The 21,852-nt window shown below is 51.8% G+C and carries 22 protein-coding genes and 1 tRNA gene; 17 read left to right on the forward strand and 6 right to left on the reverse strand.

Features of this window, described 5'->3' with window-relative positions; genetic code table 11:
* The first annotated feature begins 62 nt into the window (after positions 1-62).
* The gene (locus GSQ94_RS08600; protein ID WP_158943140.1) at positions 63-719 is read left to right on the forward strand and encodes a peroxiredoxin; all 657 of its coding nucleotides are present in this window, start codon (positions 63-65) and stop codon (positions 717-719) included.
* A gap of 44 nt (positions 720-763) precedes the next feature.
* Positions 764-839, forward strand: a tRNA-Cys gene (locus GSQ94_RS08605).
* Between the two features lie 98 nt (positions 840-937).
* Here the strand turns inward: GSQ94_RS08605 and GSQ94_RS08610 are convergent.
* Positions 938-1,942: a site-specific integrase gene (locus GSQ94_RS08610; RefSeq protein WP_158943141.1), complete on the reverse strand. Its 1,005-nt coding sequence runs from the start codon at positions 1,940-1,942 to the stop codon at positions 938-940.
* 150 nt (positions 1,943-2,092) lie between these two features.
* A complete protein-coding gene (locus GSQ94_RS08615; protein ID WP_158943142.1) occupies positions 2,093-2,926 on the reverse strand; it encodes a hypothetical protein in 834 nt (277 codons plus the stop codon).
* A gap of 410 nt (positions 2,927-3,336) precedes the next feature.
* On the opposite strand from GSQ94_RS08615, the gene GSQ94_RS08620 reads away from it, so the two are divergent.
* The 12 genes from GSQ94_RS08620 (at position 3,337) to GSQ94_RS08670 (ending at position 13,766) form a co-directional block, all read left to right on the forward strand.
* Positions 3,337-3,912: a DUF3854 domain-containing protein gene (locus GSQ94_RS08620; protein ID WP_158943143.1), complete on the forward strand. Its 576-nt coding sequence runs from the start codon at positions 3,337-3,339 to the stop codon at positions 3,910-3,912.
* Between the two features lie 158 nt (positions 3,913-4,070).
* Positions 4,071-5,075, forward strand: coding sequence for an AAA family ATPase (locus GSQ94_RS08625; RefSeq protein WP_158943144.1), 1,005 nt, complete (start codon positions 4,071-4,073; stop codon positions 5,073-5,075).
* A 150-nt stretch (positions 5,076-5,225) separates the two neighbouring features.
* Complete coding sequence (locus tag GSQ94_RS08630; RefSeq protein ID WP_158943145.1) at positions 5,226-5,426, forward strand: hypothetical protein; 201 nt, start codon at positions 5,226-5,228, stop codon at positions 5,424-5,426.
* A 55-nt stretch (positions 5,427-5,481) separates the two neighbouring features.
* Positions 5,482-5,919: a hypothetical protein gene (locus tag GSQ94_RS08635; protein ID WP_158943146.1), complete on the forward strand. Its 438-nt coding sequence runs from the start codon at positions 5,482-5,484 to the stop codon at positions 5,917-5,919.
* Between the two features lie 527 nt (positions 5,920-6,446).
* On the forward strand, positions 6,447-6,728 hold the full coding sequence (locus GSQ94_RS08640; protein WP_158943147.1) for a hypothetical protein: 282 nt from the start codon (positions 6,447-6,449) through the stop codon (positions 6,726-6,728).
* A 67-nt stretch (positions 6,729-6,795) separates the two neighbouring features.
* Positions 6,796-7,290 (forward strand): DUF5681 domain-containing protein, encoded by a 495-nt coding sequence (locus GSQ94_RS21810; protein WP_371417478.1) that lies wholly within the window; start codon positions 6,796-6,798, stop codon positions 7,288-7,290.
* A gap of 166 nt (positions 7,291-7,456) precedes the next feature.
* Positions 7,457-8,218 carry an OmpH family outer membrane protein gene (locus tag GSQ94_RS08645; RefSeq protein ID WP_158943148.1) on the forward strand — a complete coding sequence of 254 codons (762 nt, stop codon included), beginning with the start codon at positions 7,457-7,459 and terminating at the stop codon, positions 8,216-8,218.
* 26 nt (positions 8,219-8,244) lie between these two features.
* Complete coding sequence (locus tag GSQ94_RS08650; protein WP_158943149.1) at positions 8,245-8,802, forward strand: hypothetical protein; 558 nt, start codon at positions 8,245-8,247, stop codon at positions 8,800-8,802.
* 62 nt (positions 8,803-8,864) lie between these two features.
* Entirely contained in the window at positions 8,865-9,521 is a 657-nt protein-coding gene (locus GSQ94_RS08655; protein WP_158943150.1) for a recombinase family protein, read from the forward strand.
* Positions 9,522-9,853: 332 nt separating this feature from the next.
* Positions 9,854-13,132 (forward strand): P-loop NTPase fold protein, encoded by a 3,279-nt coding sequence (locus tag GSQ94_RS08660; RefSeq protein ID WP_158943151.1) that lies wholly within the window; start codon positions 9,854-9,856, stop codon positions 13,130-13,132.
* Between the two features lie 21 nt (positions 13,133-13,153).
* The gene (locus GSQ94_RS08665; RefSeq protein ID WP_158943152.1) at positions 13,154-13,324 is read left to right on the forward strand and encodes a hypothetical protein; all 171 of its coding nucleotides are present in this window, start codon (positions 13,154-13,156) and stop codon (positions 13,322-13,324) included.
* A gap of 40 nt (positions 13,325-13,364) precedes the next feature.
* Complete coding sequence (locus GSQ94_RS08670; RefSeq protein WP_158943153.1) at positions 13,365-13,766, forward strand: Rap1a/Tai family immunity protein; 402 nt, start codon at positions 13,365-13,367, stop codon at positions 13,764-13,766.
* Position 13,767: 1 nt separating this feature from the next.
* Here the strand turns inward: GSQ94_RS08670 and GSQ94_RS08675 are convergent, their stop codons facing one another.
* The gene (locus GSQ94_RS08675; protein ID WP_158943154.1) at positions 13,768-14,343 is read right to left on the reverse strand and encodes a hypothetical protein; all 576 of its coding nucleotides are present in this window, start codon (positions 14,341-14,343) and stop codon (positions 13,768-13,770) included.
* 107 nt (positions 14,344-14,450) lie between these two features.
* Here GSQ94_RS08675 and GSQ94_RS08680 point away from each other — a divergent pair, with 107 nt between their 5' ends.
* From GSQ94_RS08680 to GSQ94_RS08690, 3 genes are all read left to right on the forward strand, one after another.
* On the forward strand, positions 14,451-15,314 hold the full coding sequence (locus GSQ94_RS08680) for a DUF5677 domain-containing protein (protein ID WP_254063762.1): 864 nt from the start codon (positions 14,451-14,453) through the stop codon (positions 15,312-15,314).
* A 389-nt stretch (positions 15,315-15,703) separates the two neighbouring features.
* Complete coding sequence (locus GSQ94_RS08685; protein ID WP_158943156.1) at positions 15,704-16,168, forward strand: DUF4126 family protein; 465 nt, start codon at positions 15,704-15,706, stop codon at positions 16,166-16,168.
* Positions 16,165-17,553 carry an FAD-containing oxidoreductase gene (locus GSQ94_RS08690; RefSeq protein ID WP_158943157.1) on the forward strand — a complete coding sequence of 463 codons (1,389 nt, stop codon included), beginning with the start codon at positions 16,165-16,167 and terminating at the stop codon, positions 17,551-17,553. The genes GSQ94_RS08685 and GSQ94_RS08690 overlap by 4 nt, the downstream gene beginning before the upstream one ends.
* A gap of 384 nt (positions 17,554-17,937) precedes the next feature.
* Here the strand turns inward: GSQ94_RS08690 and GSQ94_RS08695 are convergent, their stop codons facing one another.
* From GSQ94_RS08695 to GSQ94_RS08705, 3 genes are all read right to left on the reverse strand, one after another.
* Complete coding sequence (locus GSQ94_RS08695) at positions 17,938-19,011, reverse strand: lipopolysaccharide assembly protein LapB (RefSeq protein WP_158943158.1); 1,074 nt, start codon at positions 19,009-19,011, stop codon at positions 17,938-17,940.
* Positions 19,012-19,013: 2 nt separating this feature from the next.
* Entirely contained in the window at positions 19,014-19,514 is a 501-nt protein-coding gene (locus tag GSQ94_RS08700; protein WP_158943159.1) for a hypothetical protein, read from the reverse strand.
* 67 nt (positions 19,515-19,581) lie between these two features.
* Positions 19,582-21,852: a tetratricopeptide repeat protein gene (locus GSQ94_RS08705; RefSeq protein WP_254063745.1), complete on the reverse strand. Its 2,271-nt coding sequence runs from the start codon at positions 21,850-21,852 to the stop codon at positions 19,582-19,584.

The following is a 21,852-nucleotide window of genomic DNA, read 5'->3' on the forward strand; positions in this document are numbered from 1 at the left end:
AGTTTAGCTGCTAGTTATTTTGAATAAAGGATTGGGTAAACCCCAAAGAAGGCGAATCGAATATGTCACTCCGCATCAACGATCTTGCTCCTGACTTCACTGCAGATACCACACAAGGCACCATTCACTTCCATGAGTGGATTGGTGACAGCTGGGCTGTTCTTTTTTCACATCCGAAGGACTTCACCCCAGTGTGTACTACCGAGTTGGGTGCTGTAGCCAACCTGGAGAGCGACTTCGCGAAGCGTGGAGCAAAGGTCATCGGGCTTAGCGTGGATCCGGTCGCTAACCACGAGAAGTGGGTAGTCGATATTGAAGACGTCGGTGGGTCGAAGGTGAACTATCCGATGATCGGTGATCCTGAGCTGAAGATTGCGAAGCTCTACGGCATGCTCGCCGCAGATGCGGGCGAGACATCCGAGGGGCGCACGCCAGCCAATAATGCTCCCGTACGCACTGTTTTTGTTATCGGGCCGGACAAGCGGATCAAACTAACGCTCGCTTATCCCATGACGACAGGGCGCAACTTCGATGAGATCATTCGCGTGATTGACTCGATGCAACTGACGACCAAGCACAAGGTAGCGACGCCAGCAAACTGGAAGCAGGGCGACGACGTGATCATCACCGGTGCCGTCTCCAACGAAGATGCGAATAAGATCTTTCCCGGGTACAAAACGGTAAAGCCCTATCTACGAACAGTGGCTCAACCGGAGTAGAGTGAGAGCTGCACCCGCTACGCATCATAAAGTGGGGGAACAAGGCACCGATGGCGAAGTGGCTAACGCGCTGGTCTGCAAAACCAGTATTCATGGGTTCAAATCCCATTCGGTGCTCCAATAAAATCAACGACTTAGCTGCCATATACCTGTTGGGCGTCGTTCAAATGTAGTGATAACTGTAGTGCCCACCCGCCAAGGTTCGAATTTGAACAAAGTCACTGAATAGCCTGCGAGACAGCCGCTGCGTTGCGTTCGGCGAATGCGATTCTCTGCTCTGCGACATACTGTTCCATTCTGTTCATCGCCTTCGTTTGGTGTTCCTGTGTCGGGTGAGCATATCGCATGACCATATTAATTTTTGAGTGACCCAGCATCGCTGCGAGTGTCACAAGATCAATGCCCGACTCGATTCCTCGGGTCGCAAAAGTATGGCGGCAGCAGTACGGGCGGAACGGCTTCACTTTGCTTTCGCGCAATGCTCGTGCGTGTGGGCTTTGGATACCTGGAAGCGGACGCGTTGGGTCTGCTTCGCACGGAAAGAGGTATGCCCCTTCTGCTTTATTTTTCGGAACTCTCGTCGTGACCTCAGTCATGCGACGTTCGAGAATAGCTTTGACCGCGGCTGTGAGTTTGATACGACGCCTCGCGGCCTTTGTCTTTCCATAGGGGTTGAATAGATAGTCCTCGGCTAGATGAACATTCTCTGGCTGGATTCTGTAGACCTCTTCTGGTCGCATACCTGTTTCGAGCATGATCGTGGCAACATCCCAGAGTGTCGGAGTCGCCTTGGCCAGATATTTATCTTGCTCTTCGTAAGTTAGTACGCGGGTTTGTTCGTTATCTTCCCGTAAGGCCTTCGCCGCCGTCATGCTGATCGGATTTCTTAGAGGCAGATCGCCCTTGATTGCGTGATTGAACATCGCACGCAGGCAAGCCAACTCGCGGTTGACCGTGGCTGGCCTTAGACGCTCCTTGGTCTGAACGCGCTTCTTATCTTTGCCCCGTACCGTCTTGAACTCAGATGAACGTGAGGTCTTATATCGCTCCACTTCTTCTGGCGTGATCTTGTCGAGCGGCTTATCTCCGAAGAATTTCAGTAAAGCGAAGCTGCTGTAGCGGTAGCGTTCCGCGCTGCTAGAAGCCATCTGGTGCTCCTGCATCGCCCACTCAAGGAAATTCTTCATTGCGGTCTTGAACCCCGGAACTTTCTTACGCTTCACGATGCCGACTTCACCCTTGGCGAGGGTCCGCCTTGTGAATCGACTCCATATTACGGGCTACTTGAAGATTGTCCTGTTTCGTGCTCCGTTGGATGTACTCGCCCTCACGTTTGAAGTTGTACCAATAGACGTTTCCTCTTTTGAAGACAGTCAATTCTTTTCCTCCCCTTTTTTATTTGCGAATTTAAACGTCACGCGAACGCTTTTGGCTTGCTGTAGAGCTTCAATCTCTGGTGGAAGTTTCAGACCTGTACCGGGTTCGGCTTTCTCATCATTGATCCAGTGCGATAAAGATTTTTCTGTCCTGGTGTGCCCCTTCCCTCTCAAGTGGGCAAGAACCCACTCTTGCCAACTTGTAGCCACGGGCCTCTCTTCGACGTACTGGGACAACGCCTCCTTTGCTAGTGCGAGAAGTTCGTCGTGTAATTCCTTGTTTCGCAAACCGATCGCCGTTTTCGCTATGAGATCGGACCCGCACTTTCGTGAGCAGTATTTTGTTCCAGCGCGTCTCGTCTTCGTTATGAAATATTTGCGACATGTCGCGCAGGGACCAGAAAGAAGTTCGCAATCTGAGTGGGTCACGAATTGCCTAAAGGTGGCTAACGCGATCTCATCCGGAGTGCTGCTTTCGAAAGCGAAGAAAGGTTGCGCCAACATTCGGCCTCCATTAGTCGCCACGAGCAGGCAGTAGTTTTTGGTTAGCAATTTCTGCAACCTGTCGGGGTCTAGGCTGCCCAACATGAAGCGGGTGTTTGGTCCCGATCTCAACCAGTCATCTACCCAAATGCGTAACTCCGCACGAAGGTCTTGGTCGAACTTGGTGTCCTGCTCCGAGCCGCCGTTTAGCAGATCAACGACGTGCTGGGGAGCGTTGAACAGATCGCCATCGCCTTCGTGAGCGGTCGCCTGGACAGGCATCGTGTTCTGTTCTGGTCTGAGTGGTTCAGTACGCTTCTTTTTCATCGAGAAAAGTTTATCGCACATTTCTATTATTGCGAAATGTTTATTGATCTACCCCGAAAACTCTGCTACTGTGTGCCGCAGTGAAGCAGATAAAAGGGCTTAGGGGGTCGAAACAGTGAGCACAGCACCAGCAATAACGCGCAATGCGACGAAAGCAAAGGTCTTAGAGGGGCGCAAATATGCCTCCCCAACCGAACTGGAAGGCCCTTACCCGTACAGCAAACACTCATGGAGAGCTTGGTACTACGCGGGGAAGTTACGAGGCTGTCTGAAACCCGCAGGCAAGCGGGGACGACTTCTGATCCCGCTCGATGAAGCCGAGCGAGTGATGCGCGAGGGCGTGAAGTAAATCATGCCGCGATGCGGCGGACGACACCAACGAGAGGCGACACCCCACAAGTCGCCCAAGGCAACCCAGATCGAGGACCGTGATGGCAACGAAGAAGAAATCGACGACCGAACCAACTCTCGATGAGTTGTTCGACGCAGACCTCGCAGAGCGCGGGCTTACTCGCCAAGACGCTACTGATCGAGGCATAACTGTAGCCGACGCAAATGTGGTGAGGCAGATGCGGATTCACCCAGCGAAACCCGCCATCGTTATTCCCTACTTTGATGCGCTGTCTGATAGACGGCTTGAAATCTTCCGTGGGCGCTACTTCGACCCGCCGCTAACCAAGGGAAAACTCCAACGCTATTCTCAACCGCCCGGAACTGGCACCGAGGCTTACTTCGATCCCACACGAGATTGGCCGAAGATTTTCAAGGATCACAAGATAGATATCTACATCACTGAAGGAGAGTTCAAAGCCATCGTGATGAACAAACACGGCCTTGTCACGATTGGGCTGGGTGGGGTGGACTCCTACGGCGGCGAGACTCTGACTCCGCTGCTTCAAAAGATCAAATGGAAAGGCCGTAACGTTTTCATCGTCTATGACTCGGACGCAGCTACGAATGAGAATGTGCGACGTGCGGCAGAGAAGTTGGCCGAGGTGCTCTCATGAAGAGACGCGGCGCACGTGTAAGAGTCGCCTTTGCTCCCAGCCTTAGTACGACTAAAAAGACTGGCCCGGATGACTTCATAAATATCTTAGGGGCGGAGGTCCTCAAGGCTATTTGCGGCGGTTCGCCAATTCAGAGTTCCATACCCGCATCGGGCAGTATGCCAGACATCGAATGCCTTGCGGACATTCAAACAACGGAGATCGAATATCTTTCGGCGCTTCGCTTGCCACTCGGGATGCTGGTTGGGATCGAAGGCAACCCCGGTGAAGGCAAGACATGGGTGCAGCTATACATCGCAGCGGCTCTCTCAAATGGGCGAGATCCATTTACGAAGGCACCATGCAAGCCTGTCGCTTCGATCATCGTGTCCTGCGAAAACCACCCCAATGTTCTCGTGGCCCGACTAACGGCAATGGGCGCGAACATGAAACGCATTCACCTTCTCAATGGAGTCATCAACAAAGACAAGTCGAAACGATCACTAACACTTTCAGACACCACCACGATCAGAGCCGCGATTATAGGGACTAACGCTCGTTATATCGTCTTCGACCCACTGCAAAGTTACATGGGTGCGAACGTTGACAGCCACAAAGCCAACGAGACGCGGCCTCTACTGGATGCTCTAGCGAAGCTCGCCGCCGAGATGAACGTTTGCATCGTCATCGTTCGGCACCTCGCTAAGAGCAACACCGGAAGAAACATACACGCAGGTCTTGGAAGCACCGATATCTCCGGTGCCATGCGAATAATTCTCAGGGTCGGCACAGCATCCGACGACCCTCTAAACCGTGCCATTTTTCACACGAAAAGCAACATCGGGGTTTGCGCCGAGCCTCTCGGCTTTGTTATCGAGGGGAAAGATGACGCAGCCCGTCTTGTGTGGAAGGGGAAGTCATCGCTGACTCTCGCTGACCTGAACGCTCCCGAAAGCTCGAAGCGTCGCACCCAGGTCGATGACGCGGAGGATTATCTGCGCGAGGCATTAGCGGACGGTCCTAAGTTCATCAACGATCTTGTGAAGAATAGTGGGTTCAACAAAAACGCTCTCGACCGCGCCTCTGTTCGTGGCGGCATAAAGAAAACGCGGAAGGGAGAGAGTGGTCCGTGGCTCTGGGAATTGAACCCACCTTCAAAGTTTTCACGGAGGGCGGGCGAATGATTATGGGAACCAAAACTCTCTATACACACTTTGATGTCTATCTTCTCTATCCTTTCTCCCCTCCGTGAGCATACAGACCATAGACATCATAGGCATAACTGTGTGGGACACCCCACACGACCACCGCAACCAACCGAAGAAAGGAACACCATGAGCGACAAAGAAACTCTTTCTCAATACGGCTACCGCCCTCAAGACTCCAACGACCTCCCCGTCTCTGCGCCACTCACCACGAAGATTCCCGCTTTGCCGAAGGAGTGGTCCGCACCCGAGACTTTTGGCATTGCAGATACAAACTACCCCGTCAGCGGCCCACCTCAGATCGTTGGCGAATCCGACGAAGAGATGTAAGCCGCGACGACAACTTCAACGCACCACCCAACCCAATTGAAAGGAAGTGAGAGCCATGAGCACCAACACCATCATTGACCGGGACCTTGTACTCGACGAAATCATCGCTTCAGCACAGGCTGAAAAAGCACAGCGGAATTTGGCAGCCGAGAAGGCTACCCGCCAGCGAATAGAAGACCAGTTTTTTCTTGGCCTCGAACAAGGCGTGCAGAACGCACAGAAACTTGCTGATACATTCCCAGCCCTGAAAAAAAGTGCTTACGAGAACCTCGAGACGGAAATTGCGAATCGTCATGATGCGTGGCGCGGGCGTTTTCATTTGCCTCAGGCTAACGCTGGTGTTCATCGCGCCGTGTCCCAACTGACCTTGATGATGAACGGCCATCTGGAGGCCCTTATGTCGCTCGAACAGGTAAAGACGAAGTACGAGGATGCCAAAAGGCTCCGGGACCGGGACCGCGTCGCTGCGCAACGGAAGCCCGAACAAGATTGATTTTTTGAGTGTGGATCGCGGTGTGTTCTCGTCTTGTCAACGGCACCGCGATTCCCGTAGAAGGCGGTTGAGGTGGCTCCTCTCTGGTGCCGTCTTCTACAAACCGAGAGCGCGAAGCCTCTTCACCTTCGCGTTCTCGAATCGAAAGCGAGTACGGCCTCGTCCTCCGTACTCGCTCTCACTCCTAAGTTTGAGTTGACACTCGATGTTTGCTTGCAGCTTTCCATCGGGTGTCCCGTAGAGCGCAGCGTGGTGACTAGTCCTCGCTCACGCTTGTCGCTCTACCGTCTGAGGATGCAGGTTTCCGCTGAGAGGACTTGCACCCTCGGACGAATTTTTATCGGAGGTAAGTGCGTTGGTGAAGCAGAGCTTGAAACAAAAGAAAGTGAGACTCGTGGCATTCACACTAAATTACGTGTGGACCGCTGGACTCGTTGACCCGATGAAACAGAAAGCGTATTTCAAGTTGGCTTCAGACCTACTGCACGATATTCAATTTCGAACCCGCAAGCCCAAGGAGGCGCGTGATGCAAACCCCAGAGGATAAGTTGATCAGATTCGTAGAGTCCATTGAAGCCGATCTGTTTCCACCAGAGCCGAATGAGTCGCCCCTTCGTACCCAGTGGCGTCGATGCGCCTCAATCACTCAGAGGCTCGCGCTCTATGATGCCGCCTTTGAGGATAATCGCCCTGTGGACCCCGAAGCCTTCTGGCGGCTGATCTGCGTCGCCGAAGAGCGAGAAAGAAAGAGCCGCGAAGCACTGCAAGAAGAAGAGCGCAGCGCCAAGGCCCTCAGAGGTGAGCGGTAGGCGCGATTCGGAATTGCTGCATTCAGCGGCGTAGACGCACCGTAATCAGCCACAAAGGAACGACTATATGGCGAAGCAAAAGAAGGTCGCAGTCGCGGTCAAGATAGAGGCACCGTTACCCACGAAGAAACGAAGAGGCACGCCTCTTGCTAAGGAGGCTGGCGAGCGACTCGCAAAATGGGCATTCAAGAAAGGACAGAGCGGCAACCCATCGGGGCGTCCAAAAGACGAGAACAGATTGTTTTCGAAGGCACTCCGAGCGAGGCTATCTCACCCAGCACCTCTCGAAGTTTGCGAGGCCGTTGGATTAGGGCGCAACACGACCTGGGCTGAGATTCTTGCCCTGAGTACGATCAAGCGGGCCGTGAGAGGAGATTCAGCATGTCTCAACGCCATCATCGCGGTAACGGAACCGAACACCTCACGGCGAGGTGAACTAGACCTGATGGACCTAGACGGAGAGCCTATTGGCGCAGCACCCGAGTTGCACGTCCACTTGGTAGCTCCGAGGATAGGGGGAGGGAGCGACAATTTGCCGACAATCGAAGCTCTGCCCCGCTAGGAAGGTAGGTTAGCAAGGTAATTTGCAGCTTGATGGCAACGGTTCATAAGCTGATAATGTCCTTGAATTACGACAAGACAAAGACAGTTGGGTGGAACCCAGTTCATGAGAAAGCTTGTGGCTTCCCTGGCCCTTTGTAAGCAATACCCTTCAAGGAGGGTCTTCGATGACTTTTCGTTCGATGATTGTCGCCATTATCGGGATTGCGTTGACTGGGGCAAATGGTCTCGGCCAAAGTCAAAATGCATCGAGCTCGGACTCGGGGGCGAAGACGACAGCACTTCCTCCTCCAGCGAAGCAAGTTCCTGAAAAAATTGGGCTCGTCGCTTTCGAGCAAGGGGTCTTCGCAACTAACGAAGGTCAGCGTGCCGTTCAAGAAGTTCAAGCCAAGTACAAACGTAAGAAGGATCAACTCGCCGCTCTCTCTGAACAAATCGATTCGCTCAAAGCACAGTTGAATAGCGCATCCACTACCCTATCCACAGAAGAGCGCGCTGCTCAGGTTAAAAATATCGAAGTCAAGGAGAGAGAACTGAACCACGAGTCTGCAGATGCTCAGAACGCCTACAATGCAGATCTCCAAGCGGCTTACGGCGAGGTTGCAAAAAAGTTCTCCGCCACGCTGAAGGACTACGTTAGTAAGAATGGGTACACGCTGCTACTAGACGTTAGCGGACAGCAGAACGACATAATGTGGGCCAACCAAAGTGCTGATGTTACCGAGCAGGTAGTAGAAGCCTACAACGCTTCGTCGGGAGTTCCACCACCCTCACTATCACCTTCTGCACCTAGCACGGCACGCCCCCGAAGCAACGGTGACAGCTTTCAAATTCCCCAACCCGACGATGGCTCTGCGAATGCGAACCCCCCGGTGGTTGGTCGTCGCTCCCCTCCCAAGACGCCAAAGACTGACAAGCCGAATCAGTAAATCAGCATGAGTTCGATCGAGGAACAATGAAAAAATTGAAGGAGACCGAGCCAAGTTCAAATTTGGCGACTTTGAAACTCTGGATCGAAATCGTACAAGGGGTGGCGACAATTTTGGCAATCGCCGCTGGAGCTTACTGGTTTTTGTTGCAAAGATCTATCAAACCTCAAATTAAACTAGAACAAACAGTCACTCACAGACTTGTGGAAGGCGACCCTGGACTGACCTTGGTCACGGTTGACGTCCGCGCAACGAACATTGGGAAGGTGAAGGTAGAACTCGAACCTGGGCGAATGGAACTAAGGCAAATAAATCCCAAAGCTGAAGCCGCCTCAACGCCCACAAGCGCTTCCGTAGTTCCTGAGCCGCTGATAAAGCTAGAACTTAAGGCGATGACACTTGAACCGGGAGAAAGCGATCAAGCCCTGTTCAGAGCTGTGCAGGTTGTAAGCGAGATCAAGACGATCCAGGTCTTTTCGGTCTACCCGGTTTCTCGGGCAGGTAATAAGTACTGGAATTTGTTAAGCGTTGCTGACATCGCCGAGAAGAGCAATAAAACTGATTCGGCTGCCTCGACGCCTTGAATCAAGGCACACAATGCGCCTAATTGAAACCTCCGTTACAATAGAGCGCAGGGGTACTTAGAATGACGAAAAAGAAGCAGTTTGTTGCCTACTACAGGGTCTCTACAGACCGTCAGGGTGAGTCTGGGCTGGGCCTAGAGGCGCAGAAGGCCGCTGTGGGTAGGTTCATAGGGTCTGGCAGCCTTCTAGCCGAATTTCAAGAAGTAGAGAGTGGCAAACGTCATGCCAACAGACCCCAGTTAGCAGCGGCCCTAGAACACGCTCGTAAGCATGGCGCGGTCTTGGTCATCGCGAAACTAGACCGTCTCGCCCGTAACGTCGCCTTCGTTGCGAACCTGATGGAGAGTGGCGTCGAATTTCAGGCTGTCGATATGCCTTACGCGAACAAGCTCACCATTCATATTCTCGCCGCTGTCGCAGAGCATGAGCGCGAGGCCATCTCCGAACGCACCAAGGCCGCACTCGAAGCAGCGAAGGCGCGTGGCACGAAGCTCGGCAATCCTCGCTGGAAGGCTTCCCTATCAAAGGCAAGGGCAGTTCGAAGCCAGAACAAGCCTCCGCATGAAGTGATCGAGACGATAAAGAAGAAGCGCGACGCTAGGCTGACCTGGAGGCGGATCGCTGCGGACCTAAATGGGATGGGCATCAAGTCGCTGCGTGGTGGACCGTGGCACGACACCACCGCGAAGAGGGCTGTCGATAGTTCAAGGGTAGCTTAAAGAAACTTCTAGGCCGCAAAGTCGAACGGGAGTCCAACGGAGCTAGTGGTACGATTATCCGACTCGAACACTTCTCCTCAGCGGAGCTTTATGAGATCTTCCTGCCTTTCCGTTCTCCTGTGCGAAAGCATTCCGCACCGCGTTCTCTATCGCTCAAAGCAAAACATTAGTTCCGACGTGTGCGACGAGAGCACGTTGAGCGACCTTCGCGCATTATAGATATCTTCGAGGTGATACGGTGCCCCAAGAGCCAGCAGAACACGTGGCGCAAGCCGATGCGCAAAAGTTGTCTTCCCTGATGAAATTGAAGGTATTTCGGGACGAGCCACTGTTTGATAACGATTCTTCATTCGATACAAAATCTGACGCGTTTTACCACGCGGCGTTCGCCGATACGTTTATTAACTCTCATCAACAACAATGATCCGCCACTTTCGATCGGCCTTTTTGGTTCATGGGGAATCGGAAAGTCTACGATCGTCAACATTTTGTTTAGGAGAATCGATGGACGGTCAGATAACACTCTGAAGCCGATCTATTTTAACGCCTGGAAGTATTCGGGAGATTCGTTTCGACGTCAATTTCTTCTCGAAGTAGCAAAGCAAATTTATGATCCCGGTGATGACAACATCACACGACTTGAACAACTTAATTACACCGATGTTTTAAAGCAGACGCACGATAACACCGTCGCGGCTTTGACCCAGGTTCTTCGGGATGCACTGAAGGTAAAGTTTGCTTTTCGCTCAAGCGCAGTCGCAAGATTCCTAGTTGGCTGTCTGACACTCCTTTTGGCAGAGGGTTTGGCGGCATGGGCTAAGAATCCAATCGTCTCCTCTTTGCTGCTTGTAACGATTGGTCCAGCAGTATTCGTCTGGTTTTCCCAACTTAAATTCGAAGATGTTTTCTTTTTTCAGGAGGCCCCTCTACACGATCCAAAACTAATTTTCCCGGAACAGTTTGAACGAGAGTTTGGGAAGCTGATCGACAGTAAAGCGCTCAACGGGAAAAGGGCAGTGATAGTAATCGACGACCTCGATCGCTGTGAACCCAAGGTCGTTCAGGACATACTAATCTCGACAAAAAACTTTATCGGCCAAAAGAATTGCTTTTTCATTGTTCCGTGCGACGACAAAACTATTGTTCAGGTGTTTAGTGAGCCAAACCAGAAGCGTGGCTATCAAGACGAGTCGCTTCGGAAATATTTCAATATCAGTCTGAGGATACCTCCGATCAGAAATACAGATTTGGTGGATTTTGCGAATACAACCGCCAGAGAAAACAAGATCCCCGAAGAAGTGGTGCAGATCGCCGTAATAGCAAACTGTCGCGATGTTAGGAAAATGAAGCATTTTCTCAACAGTTTTGCGATGAAGTATCAAATTGCGAAGGCTCGCGAATCTGCAGGATTGATGCCTAAGATAGTTGACACGACCCTACCCGAATTAGCGAAAGCCGTTCTCATTGAAGACTCCTATCCTGATCTTTTTGCAAGTATCGTTGAAACCCCTCGCATTTATAGCGTGCTAGAAAAAGCTGCACTTGAATCTTCAGTTGACTCCGTGGACGAGAAAGACGAACTGAAGGCGATGGGACTCGAAACGTGGGAATCCGACTATCCCGGTCTAAGACAGATCTTCGAACGTACCCGAGACATTAAGATGCTTCACGCCGACGTTTTCTTTTCACTGAAAAGTACAAATACAGAGATCAAAATACCGCGCGGATCGGAGCTTGGGACAGCCCTAATTGAGGGTCAGCCAGCGCTAATCGATGAGATAGCCGCTGGGATAGTTGACCCTACGGAGAGAGTAGCGACCGCCGATTTAGTAGTAGATCAATTGAACCGCACTACCAGAAGGTTTCTGCAGCGCACGATAATGGGAACCCTCAGACTTTACTGTGTCGCGAAGGTCTTCTCGGCTTCCGATTCCAAACGCGTAGCAAGCGCTGTCACGAACGCATTGCTGCATCGAGACACCATGGGAGTGCTTACTCAAGAGACGAACCAACTGCTAACGTGCGCACAGGAAGCGGGTCAGGATCAATTCACCAACATCATGAAAATGTACGAGACAGCGATCAAACTGCTTCAACTCCCTTCGCCCCCCGACTACTTTGTCGCGCTGGTAACGGCTATTTATCGATTCCCTGAATATCGGATCCAGTTCGCTGATCTTTTTAACGATAAATTTGCATCGTGGAGTGGAACAAAAGAAGGACTAAACGCAATTGAGCAGCTGAGACTTGACCCCGATCTCGACACTCGCGTCACTATCCCGTCACAGAGCCTCCTTCAGAAAATACTTACTGGCACAGTTCCCGGACTTTTTGACGTGGATAACAACACGGTCAGACGGAGCATTCTGTTTGCTAATTGGAATCCCACGACCTACACTGAACCTTTCGTACAAACTCTAAATGAATATTTGAAGGAAATCGTACCTGGTGCTGGGTTCAGCCCTGAACTCACTTTCGTAGTTGAGTCGATAGAGCTTAAACACGATTTGGCCGCAGCTGCAGGTGCTCCTCAAGTTTGGCTTGCTTTGCAACCCTTATATAAGAGTCTTTCTGACGAAGAGAGTAAGAGGCGTCTGTGTGATGTCGCCATCATTTTTGCGGCGATTTCACTAGAGCCAAGCGTTCGCATCTCATCGAAGGAATTTTTGTTGGGAGTTTGGCGAAGTCTGACAGATGTAGCGCCGTTACGGAAGAACCTAGAGTTTGTGATGGCCATCCAGTCACCGCGAACTTCTGAGGTACTGAAAGCCGCTGTAGAACAAGAGCTGACTTCTCTAAAAAACGAAATTCCAGCCCCGACGGAACACACGATGCAACGCATTTCGCTTTGCCTCGATTATTCGGAGTATCTCCCGCCCGACTCGATAGACGAAGTCTTTCTCGACGCGATTAGTGTCAATGATGACGTGGCGTTAGAAAAATGGCTCGAATACACAGATCTATATATGGAGAGACTCAACGCTGATTTTCCGAATAATTTCCAACATCGGTGTCTTGAACTCATCAGATCAAACGCAGCACGCTCGTATCGGCAGGAAATTTTATTGAATGCTTTTGCGAAGATGCTGACGAAGTCATCCCCAGATAGAGAACGAGAATTCGTGCGCGAGTACTTCGAATTATTGCGGGGTTCAGACGTTTCCACTCGAGACCTAGCCGCAGCTGCCCTTCAACCACTTAAAGAGTCGCTCTCTGGCCCTCAAGAGCTGAAAAACCTGCTCGGGAGTCTTCTTGGAGATTGGAGAAAAGAGCTAAAAACAGAAGATTTATTGCGATATGGTCCCGTTTTTTATGCCATTGTCGCCCAGCCTGAGCTGTTGGGGGAATATCAGTGGCGAGACATAGCGGAACTCAGCACTCGCTTATTGTCACATAGCGACGCTGCACTTCAGAAGATGGGATTGACCCTCGCAGAGGCCATGCTTGTGGTTCCTTCGGCTGAACAAGAAGCCTTATTGCACGCTCTGATAAGTATCGAAGCATCGCCAACGCCATTGGCAGAAAGAGCTAAGAGACGAGTTGACGTGCTAGCGGCGGGTGAGCTAACAGGTGCCGCTAGAGAACTGCTGGAAAACAGACAACAGGCTTAACCGTCTGAAGGAAGAACTCCAGTGCACGATAAAGGCCCTACGCTAATTACCAAAGAGTTTCGCCTTAAAGATTTGTCGAGCAAGAATAACTTCGAGCATGGCATCCGCAACGGGGGTGGTGGCGTCATCTTAGAACTCAGCGATTTTCAATACGACAAGTTGGTCGGCAAAGACTATGGGCGACGTGGGTAACACCTTTCGCGAGGACCGATCAACGTCTATAGTTCCACCAATGGCGAAACTCAAATACCTCGCGTGCATCATCATGGTCAGTGCCGCCCTCTACAGACCCGCAATGGTACAGGCTGCGCAAATAACACTAGGAAACTTATACGAATTCTGCACGTCCACCGACGAGGCTGCTAAGAATGCGTGCACTTTTTATATTCTTGGCGTGTTCGAGGGAGCACAGATCGGCGGCGCTACGGTTCAAGGTAAAACTGGCAGCTTTGAAGAGGCAAAGGACAAGAGGTTCTGCGTGCCACCCGGTCTCAAAAGCTCGGCGATGGAGTTGACCGTCAAAATGAAGATGGGCTCAGACCTTGCCGTGTTTCCCCAGGATCGCGATATGCCTGCTGTCTCTTTTATAACGGCAGTAATTGCGCAGCAATTTCCCTGTCACAAGCCAAAATGACTCAATGCTTTTTGTCGCGATCTAGTAGCGTCCGAAGCACCCTTTCTTCTACTGCGATGTATCGAATTGTGGAGTGGACCAATAGCTCTGAGATGTCATAGCAATTCTTGCCCGCCTGAGCGAGGTCTTGAAAATCCTGCATGCCATGATTGGAACGGACGCTTCGATCTTCTCGCATAGCAACGAGCATCACCTGAGCGGACGCCTTCTGCGCATTTAGGCTCATGTCGTCGAGAATAGTTATCAGGCTAACCAGCGCAACAGCGGTCGAGCCATTCTTTTTGATCGTAGCAATCACTTCAGACGCTTGATCGGATAAAGTCACGGCGGATTGATCGAAACCGACCGTTGCCGCTTTATCGAGTGACGCTTTGGCGTTCGCGAAAGTACGCCGATACGTTTCGACGTACTCGCTAGCCTTGTTGACCAACTCACCAATCTCCGCCTCTGACGGCATGCTCGACACTTCTGAGACGGCGACAGCCTGATTACGCGGTTCCGCCTTTGGTGAGGCGGTTTGAGCATAAAGGACGGCAGGCAATAGAAGGGCTAGAACAGCAAGAGTGCGCTTGAGCATGCGCCGATCTTACCTTCTTTGGACGCTGTGGGTTAACAGAGTTCTTATAGTGGATAATCTAGCTAAATATCATGTCTCTCATAACAAACAAAACGTACCAAATCACAATGCACGACAGCGTGGAGCTAGGGCGAGCCCTGCAACGCCTTCTATGGTCTAGACCGATAAAAACCGGTTCCTTCGGATTTGAATTCGCAGTCTCATATGTCCTCTTTCTACGCGCCGAGAGAAGTTTAGCCTCCATACGTACTCTGGTTCGTTCCGGTCTCGGGGATGACGCTATGGCTCTCGTCAGGGTGATGGTTGAGAAGATTATCACCGCAGAATACATATTGTTGGTCGGTTGGGAAGCAGCATCGGACTATATCCAGTACCTCCCCTTCAGCGAATGGAGGAACTACGAAGACCTCCGCTTGAGAAATCCCAAATTGTGCCACCCATATACGCCAGATCAGCTTAAGCAGCTACAATCCGCGCACGATACAGCCAAAACAAAGATCTTGCCCAATGGCACATCTAAGCCGCGCTATGGTCGAGGTAACGATTGGACCGAAATAAGCCTTTCCAAGCGTGCGAAGAAAGTTGACCAATTACTAAAGGAAAGGCATTTCACAGGTTCGACTGAGACATTGTTCGACGCTACCTACAAAAAGAGTGCAGCGTACCTTCATGGATCGTTTGCATCAATTGGACGGAGTATAGAAACGCGGGAAAACGAAGATCAGCCTCCGTCCGACGCGGAATTACAAAAGATAGAAGTAGGGCTCCGTATCCGAGAGAAAGCTCCCCAAATCGGTCTTGATGCCCTTAAAGCAGCGAATCTTGCGGCGTTTCAGGTGCTCGCTTTCCTATCCCAGGTTCTAGAGGATAAAAAGTCACGTGATTGGGCCTCTTCCTACGCACGTAAGAAAATGAAGCGGTCTAAAACAAAAACTGAGACAAAGCCCGAGCAAAAGGCAAAAACACTGTAGTGAGAAATGTAGTGATGTAGTGAAATTTGTAGTGGGTCGAGTGACTTTCAATCGTTCATAGACATTCACAAAACACCTTGATTTCATTGAGTGTTTGCAAATCTCTGTGAATGTCTATGAACTGATTGATAGGTCTGCAAAACCAGTATTCATGGGTTCAAATCCCATTCGGTGCTCCAACACTTTTGGACTTCAGTAGATTTGTTTGCAGTATTTCTTTCGATTCAAATAGACTCCGATGTACCGTCGGGAGCTTTCCGTAGCCGCCAACCTCCGTATTTTGCCGAGTTATCGTTAGCAGGTAAGCAATACGAAATTTAAATGCGGCTTGTGCAAGAGATACTATCGGCCCGATACTAAGCGGCACTTTTGCTACAACAGGAGCTTTAATGATCGTTATTTTGCCTGCATTTTTATTAGGTGTCGTTTGCGGGCTTCGGGCGATCACTGCGCCTGCAGCGGTAAGCTGGGCAGCCCGTCTTGGTTTGCTGCAGCTTCAAGGCACTCCACTTGCATTTCTGGGTTATGCGGCGACTCCGTATATCCTCACCCTCTTCGCAGTTGGTGAACTCATCAACGACAAGCTGCCTAAGACACCCAGTCGCAAGACACCTCCTCAATTTATTACCCGTGTCGTCACCGGCCTTCTTGTGGGAGCTGCGATAGGAGCAGCACATCAGTATCTTGTTCTTGGCCTGATTGGCGGCGCTATTGGGGCAGTCCTAGGGACGTTCGGCGGCTCCGCTCTACGCGCGAAACTCTCCGAGAGCATTGGAAGAGATCTTCCCGGCGCTTTGCTTGAAGATGCCGCAGCGATTATTCTTGCTGTCATAGTCGTCATAAAACTGAGATGAAACAAGACTTCGACGCCATCATTGTGGGTGCAGGACAGGCGGGACCGGCACTCGCAGGCCGTCTTACACAAGCCGGTTGGAGCGTCGCCTTTGTCGAACGCAAGCTGTTTGGCGGCACCTGCGTGAACAACGGCTGCACTCCAACCAAGGCGATGGTCGCAAGCGCACATGCTGCCCACATCGCACGTCGCGGCAGCGACTTCGGTGTAGTCCGCAATGAGCCAGTCACAATTGATATGAGACAAGTGATGGCCCGCAAGAATGCAATTGTTATGAAGTCTCGAACCGGCATTGAATCCTGGCTTCGAAGCATGGAGCGATGCACTGTCTTCACAGGAACAGCTCGCTTCCAATCTGCAAACGAGATGAGGATCGGCGACACGGTTCTCGGGGCCAAGCATATCTTTCTGAATGTTGGAGCAAGACCAGCAGTGCCGGATATGCCCGGAGTTGGCGATGTTCCATTTTTAACCAGCACGACCATTCTTGACCTTGAAGAACTGCCAAAGCATCTCATCGTCGTAGGCGGTAGTTATGTCGGACTAGAGTTCGCACAGATATTTCGGCGCTTCGGATCTGAGGTTACGGTCATCGAGCGCAAGTCGAGACTTATTCCCAATGAGGATGCAGATCTCTCCTCTGCAGTTCAGGAGATCCTACACTCCGAAGGTATCCAGTTTCGTCTTGACGCGAACTGTATTCGACTTGAGAAGCAACGCGAAGACGTAGCCGTCGGCCTCGACTGTCTGGAAGGGCATCCACAGGTAGTAGGATCGCGTATTCTTCTTGCGGCCGGAAGGAAGCCTAACACGAACGATCTGGGGCTAGACGTTGCTGGCGTCAAGACTGACGAGCGGGGGTATATCACCGTAGATGACCAACTCCAGACGTCTGTGCCGGGGATTTGGGCGCTCGGAGATTGCAATGGAAGAGGAGCTTTCACCCATACTGCTTACAACGACTTTGAAATCGTGGCGGACAACCTGCTAGACAAAGGCTCGAGGCGTGTGAGCGACCGCATTCCCGCCAGTGCGCTCTATATTGACCCTCCTCTGGCGCAGGTGGGCCTTACCGAGACGGAAGTGCGTCAGAGCGGCCGTGCTGCTTTAATTGGAACTCGCCCCATGGCGAAAGTTTCGCGCGCCGTCGAAAAGGGCGAATCGCAGGGCTTCATGAAGGTGCTGGTAGACGCCGAAAGCAAAAAGATACTGGGTGCTGCCATCCTTGGCACAGATGGTGACGAAGCCATTCATTGCATCTTGAGTACGATGTACGCGGGCGCACCCTACACCACACTCTCTCACGCGGTTCACATACACCCCACGGTTTCAGAGCTTATTCCTACCATGCTGCAGTCGATGACACCTCTTGCCGACGCGAAGTAGTCATCGCTGTTAACAGAGACGACGGGCGTACGCAAGGCACCATCCGTTTGAGGTGCTTTCAATCGCCAAAACTATAGACGATACCGACTTCAAGTCAAATGCTGACGTCTCGTAAAACATCTCGCATGCTACGCATGAGTTACGCGACAATTAAACTGTGGATCCTGAGCGGCAAGCTTAAGACCGTTCAGACTCCGGGCGGACATCATCGATTGTCTGCTACGGATTAAAGCCTTTCCTCGAAAAGGCAAAGAGAAGACAACTGCCGAGATGTGACAGCGTTATCGACGGGTCAGCGATAGAAATCAGCTTGCGTCCCGGTACAGGGTCTCTTCGCCAAAGTTGTTCTTGCAGTGGGAGACACGCACGTGCATCTGCTAAAGACTATTTGGGGTTTTGAAGGGTTTCTGCGCTCTTATACTCCCGCGTCGCATCTTCCTTACGCCCCAAAGCACGATAGGCCTGCCCCAAAAAGAGGTGGGTCAGATGATTGCCTGAGTCCATATGCTCGGCACGTAAGAGATAATTGAGCGCCGTCAAGGCATCGTCCCGTTTCAAGAGCACTTGGCCAAGCAGGATATAGGGCCCAGTTGAGTTCGGCTCCAAAAGGAGCGCGCAGTTCAAAGCTTGCTGAGCATCTTCGTATCGTTGCGCGCGGAGGTAGGAGTCGCCAAGACGCTCATAAACCTCCCCCTCCATCGGGTTGATCTTACGTTCCAATTCAAACTCTATGACTGCTTCCGCTGCCTGAGATCTTGAAAGAGCTATCTCACCCAGGAGTAAATGCGCTAAAGGCAAGCCCGGTGCGAGTGCGAGTGCTTTACGTGTCATCTGTTCGGACTCCGCAGGGTAGTTGCGGCGAAGCAGCATCCGGCCCATAAAGAGATACGCTGCGGCTGAATCCTCCGGCAGCTTGTACTGCCTGGCAAAGATGCGGCGTGCGTCATCATAACGATGTACATCGAGATAACACACAGCCAGAACATAGGTACCATCCGCGTTAACACTGGCAATGGTGGTATTCGCCTTTTCGAGAAAGGGGATGGCTACAGATGGCTGGCCCATACGATAGAGCGTTACACCACGCATTTGCATCGCCTGCAGATCATTGCTGTCTTGAGCCAGAGCCTTCTCAAAAGCGAGATTCGCTGCGGCGAACTCGTTTCGCAGGTAGTGGACCATACCGCGTAAGCGCTCTACTCCCCCCAGCTCGGGCTGTTGATTAGCGAGAGAGTTCAGTTGGATCTCCGCTTCGTTCAACTGACCGCGAGAGATCAATTGCTGGACTTGGTTGACTGGACTAACTTGCGCAGCATTGGTAGATGGCGGCGCGGCGACAGGGCCTGCGCTTGACTGGGCGTTTGCGCAAATGGCGAGAGCTAATCCGGAACAGCAGCAAACAAGACCATGTGTTATCAGTCTGTTCTTTTTGTTTACAGAACAAGCAGTAAGCAACATATCTAAAAGAGCGCTCCAGCTACCTGCTCGGCAAGGTTTCTCGCTTCGTCACTTAAGCCACCAGAGGCTGAGTGTCCAGCTGGATTTCTCCTAAGGTCAATAACAAATGCTCTATCCCGGACCCGCCCAATAATTTGCTCTGCTCCGGCGTCGACCTTACGGGTAAGAACACACTGAATCGCCTCATTGCCGATTGCCTTCAAAGGCGATGCGGTGCCATTGCACCGAGCGAGGTAGGCGGCGAAATCTTTTGTGGGAAGATGCATGGTATTCACTTCGATCCGCAAGGAGGAAAGATACGTTCCCTGCGCGCGCGTAAAGCCGCAGGTAGTATCTCCTTGTGGTGTCGGAGCGACTACAGTTGCTATAACCTCGCCGCCTAAAACTCCTGCAGCGGTCGATGCATTAAGCCACGGACATTGGGTTTCAGCGCGGCAACGCGCAGGGGCTATTACTACCCCGGCAATTACGATGAGCAGTATCATCCAAAAGTTATTCTTCACTGCTGTTCCATTCGTTTCAAAGTCTCTCGGTAAATGAATCTTCTTGCGAAGTAGCTTGGTGGCTTGCCTAGTTCTCTCCGCCTCCGCTGATGACTGCCGGAGGCTGCGCTTCCTTGTGTATGTGCCACGGCACACTTTCAATCGAGATCTCTGGATGCTTGCGGAGAAAGTCCAGAGAGTAAGTAGGGGCTCCAGGGTCAATTTTCTTGGTGACAAACAGCGCGGATTGCTCTTTCGCTTTATCCTTCATCCCCATGCGGCGGTAAAGAAGCGCGAGATTATAGTGGGCGGTCAGGTCGTCGGGATCGATCGCTTGCAGCGCCTCAAACTGCTCCATCGCCTCCTGAGAACGGCGTTGCTGATAGTAGGAAATTCCCAGCTCGCGACGAGCGTCTCGCGATTGAGGGTACTGCGCCAACACCTTTTTGAGGTCTTCTACTTCAGCATCGGAGTGCCCAGCGCGACGCTCCACTAACGCCAGGTAATAAAGAGCACGCGCGTTGTTCGGGCTGAGTTCCAGTGCCTTCTCCAGGCCACCTCGGGCTGAGGCATACTTTTCCCACTCGATATTAGTCAGGCCGATGTTGGTGTATCCATCTGCGTAGTCGGGCCGTAATCTAATGACCTGTGAGAAAGCTTGAATCGCATCGCTGTACTGCAACTGGTCGAGGTAAGCGATGCCAAGATTGTTCCAGCGCATCCAGTCACCATTGTCGTGTGGATCAGGTGCAGTTACGGAATTCTCGCCAAGGTTGAGTATCCGGCTGCGCGAAGCCAGTTCAACGATGGGGTATGCGGCATGGTCTTTGCCGAAGACATTGTTGAGGTAACTTTGGCGAAGATGCCGGTAGTTAACTCGCGCCGTAATTGTGAGCGCACCCGTCGCTTCAGCGGGAATGCGAAACTCGTAACGGACGAGGGAAGACCGCCCTGCTTGAAGTCCGTTGTCATAAGCGACAGAATGGATCGTCCAAACCTTGTGGTTATCCACGAACTGTCCGTCTGTGTCGACCGGGCGGTTGGTGAAGCTATGTGCCCTCTCATCCAGCATCCCATCCGGTTTGATGAAGCCGCTGTGATAGATCTCTTTACCGGTCGAGTCCGTGACGACAAACTCCACCCAGCCTTCATAGAGATCACGCACCTCGGGAATAAGGGAATGTCCAATATTCTTATTTTGAATTACCACCATGGCCTGCACTGTCTCGCCGGGTTCTAGGTTAAACGGGGTTGAACCTAAAGGCGCAATCAATTTATCGTCATTTGCCTTACGAATCGCGAACAGATCGACATTCAAATAGTTCCCTGTCTTCAAGAATTCGACAGTCTTTGCGAGCTGCTCGTCAAAGCCATAGTAGAAAGGAACTGCGGTATTGCCGGCAGTCCAGCGGTGTGAAGCGAACGTGCCGTTCTTTGCGCCCGGCTCTGGCAATACGTTCGACGCGCGCTTCATATGACAACCCTGGCAACTGGTGAAGTCGGCCTGATAGAAGGTGAGCGGATTTCTCTGAGAAAACTTTGAGTTCTGCCACTCATCGTAAGCAGTGAACGCGCGAATCCACTTGTAGTCGTTCAGTGGGTTTGGCAAGTTGGCTTTGTGGCAGGCCGAGCAAAACTCCGGCGTCCTATAGAAAGTCTGCATCACCGCTTTGGAGTGGCGATCCAGGTGAGTCAGGATCTCAGAGTCGGGCACCATTCCAGGAATGCGCTCTCCCTTTTCATCAACAAGCACAGCGGGTACTCCCATCACGTAGCTACCATTGCCGAGGGTCGACTGCAGCTTTTGCACGGAGTGGCATGTCGTGCAGGTCAAACCGTCCTGGTCAAACTTGCGGTCGACGATGGAGCTCTGCGTCAAGCCACCACCCAAAACCGCGATCGGATTGTGACAGCTGTCGCAGTGGCGCGAGAACTCAATTCCTTTGGTTCGTATAAGAATGTTGACGCTTGTTCGGTAGAACGGAGTGCGAAAGGAATTCGAGTGTAGCGATTGTCGCCACTGGTGGTAAGCCTCTTTATGGCAGTGGCCGCAGTAGTCGGCTGTGGGAAATGCGTCTGGTTCGAGGAAAGTATTTCCCTCAACGGCAGCATTTCCCGGTGTCGAGATGTTTCCTTTGCCGAAGGCGAAGTTATAGCTCTTACCGACTCGATTTGCGTATTCCTTACGAACTGCCATTTCGTCGGTAATTTTCTGCTGCGTCTGGCTTTGGTCCGAGTGAGCCTGAATTCCTGGAAGGAAAGCAAAGACGCTGGCAAGAGAGAGAACTCCAACCAGAAGGACGTACGCTGCTCTTATGGCAGAGATACGTCGGCTGCCGATCGCCCACTTCACCCGCAT

It is taken from the genome of Granulicella sp. S190, from assembly GCF_009766095.1.
Classification (GTDB): Bacteria; Acidobacteriota; Terriglobia; order Terriglobales; family Acidobacteriaceae; genus Edaphobacter.